This window comes from Mesorhizobium sp. (assembly GCF_004962245.1).
Taxonomy (GTDB): Bacteria; Pseudomonadota; Alphaproteobacteria; order Rhizobiales; family Rhizobiaceae; genus Mesorhizobium.
Genome location: NZ_SUHQ01000085.1, coordinates 1 through 2,319, shown reverse-complemented (window position 1 = coordinate 2,319; position 2,319 = coordinate 1). Strand labels below are relative to the sequence as shown.

Genomic DNA, 2,319 nt, shown 5'->3' with positions numbered 1-2,319 from the left:
GGGAGGGGGCTCGGGCCTCCCCTCAAAATGAATAAGGCCCGGATAAGGCCGGCCTTATTCATTCCGCGGCGGCCTCGACCGCGCTTTGATAGAAGGGGCCCGGTCGCGCTGGAGAAGACGCAACCGGGCCTACGGCTGACGTTTATTCAGCCGCTTCGGGGAACTGCTCGTTATCCTCGATGTCCATTTCGTGCTCGACGGACCTCGCCTCGTCGGCGGCAGCGATCCGCACAGGGGCGGGTATCCAGCCGCTACTGGCAACGAGTCGCTCTGCGACCATGACGGCTTCGGTCTTTTTGGCCGCTGCCTTGACGGAAAGCCCCGCCTCCCGGCCCTTAGCTTCGGCCACGGCTAGCTCGATGGTGGTCCGGTTGACGTGCTTGAAATAGCTGTCGCCTGTCGTCTCGAACCACTCGGGCATATCGACATTGAGTGCTCGGCCTAGCTGGTTGGCCTGCTCAATGCCCTTCTTGCGGTCGGTGAACTTCTTTTCCACGGCGTTGACCGCATGAGCAGCACCAAAGGCCAGCAGCGAAAGAAGCGTGTCCTGCGGCTGCTCTAGCAGCCAATCGAACAGATCGGCGGGATTGCCCGGCAGGCGCTGGCCGTAGTTTTCGGACAGGTCATTGAACGCCGTAACGCCCTTGCAGCTTTCGGCGTCCTTCATCGAAGGCTTCAACCGCTCATGGGTGATCGACAGTTGAAGCGCGCTTTGCTCCGAATTGTACGGATAGGCCACTTGCAACAGCATGGCGTGCACAACGGCGACAAGGGCAACGTCAGGATTGTTCGCCAGTTCAATGCGCAGCGCTGCGGTTTTGTGGGCCGTCAGGTCCTCTATAAGAGCCGCCGAATGCGTGACAGTCGGAATTGCGGGCTTTGCTTCGCCTGCGACACTCGGCAAGCCCTCGTCGGCCTTGTCCTCGTCTGTCACCTCGGCCTCGTCCGGCTTCACAAAACCGCGCTCGATGGAAAGCCTGCCGTAATAGTCGAGCATGACGAAAGCGCCGCCGTTCGCCAGTGCTTCGGGGCTATAGGCTTCCGTGCGGGCGGTCAGGGCGTCAATCCGCTTTTCGACTTCCTCAAGCTTTGCCTCGGCCTCGTCGTCGACGGCACCGCTCTCGATCAGTTCGGCAAGCTCGTCATATTCTGCCTGCGCGGCGTCGAGTACTGCCTGATCTTCCTCGGAAAGGCTCACGTCTTCGGGATAGTGGCGCTCCATGCTGTGAAGCCCTTCCGGCATGGAAGTGCAGCACTCCACCCATTTCCAGCCTTCAGCGCGTACCGCCTCGGCCCCCGCCTCAAGCTTTTCGGCAACCAGCTTTTCCAGCAGCACCGTATCGGTGACATAACCGGCGTTGCGTTCATCGAACAGGTCGCGCTTGACCGCACCGCCCGCCGCTTCATAGGCCGCCAGCCCGCCGATGAACTGGACACGCTTGTCCGTCGCGGCAACCAATTCCTCGGTGAGCGCGCGCCGGATGGAAAAAGCATCACGGTTCCAAGAGGGCAGGGCACTCCATACCTCAACCTGCCGCTGGTGATCGTCGCTAACGGTGAAGGCTGACAACTGCGCAAAACTCATGTCCTCGTCGCGGAACATCTGCAACAGCACCGGCGACACGCGAGCGAGCGCCAGCCGCTTGCACACAATCGTTTCGGTCGTGCCAAAACGGGCGGCGATATCAGCGATTGCTTTGCCCTCTTGGGCAAGGGCGTTGAATGCCTCGAACTGGTCAGCCGGGTGCATGGGCTCATGCAGATTCTCGGTCAAGCTGATCGCCGTAGCGTCCTCGGCCTCACGCTGCTTACATTCTACGGGGAAGTCCTTCGCGATCTCGCCCGCCTCGGCAAGAAGGAGGAGTGCGGCGCGTCGGCGGCCGCCAGCCGTCACGAAATAGCGGCCCTTCTTGTCGCCCTTCCTGACGATGAGATTCTGCAACAGCCTGTAACCGTCGGCTCGGATGGTCGCGGCCAGTTCCTTGATGCCCTCGGCGCTATAGGTTTTGCGGACGTTCTTCGGGTCCACGTCCAGCTTGTTCAAGGGGATGGTGATGGTCTCGGTCATGATGATTTCTCCTGATTTCCCTATTCCCGCGAAGCGGTTTCCTGCCCGAAGGGGCAGGAGCCCCGCTCCTGCTCCCGAGCTCGTGCGGAACAGCGGGGGAGAGGGGGGCAAGGAGACAAATCGGAGGGGGATCACCCGCCCGAGGGCGAAGCCGAAGGGGCGCGCTAGATCCGCCTAAGCGGATCCGCGTCGATCCTGCACGAAGCGCGGGCCGGCCCGCGCGGAGGAAGGACGGGGAGACCGATTTTCTC

At 61.8% G+C, this 2,319-nt stretch carries 1 protein-coding gene; it reads right to left on the bottom strand.

Going from position 1 to position 2,319, the window contains the following annotated elements:
- Positions 1–142 precede the first annotated feature (142 nt).
- On the bottom strand, positions 143–2,068 hold the full coding sequence (locus E5X88_RS33415; protein WP_292168530.1) for a ParB/RepB/Spo0J family partition protein: 1,926 nt from the start codon (positions 2,066–2,068) through the stop codon (positions 143–145).
- Between the last annotated feature and the right edge of the window lie 251 nt (positions 2,069–2,319).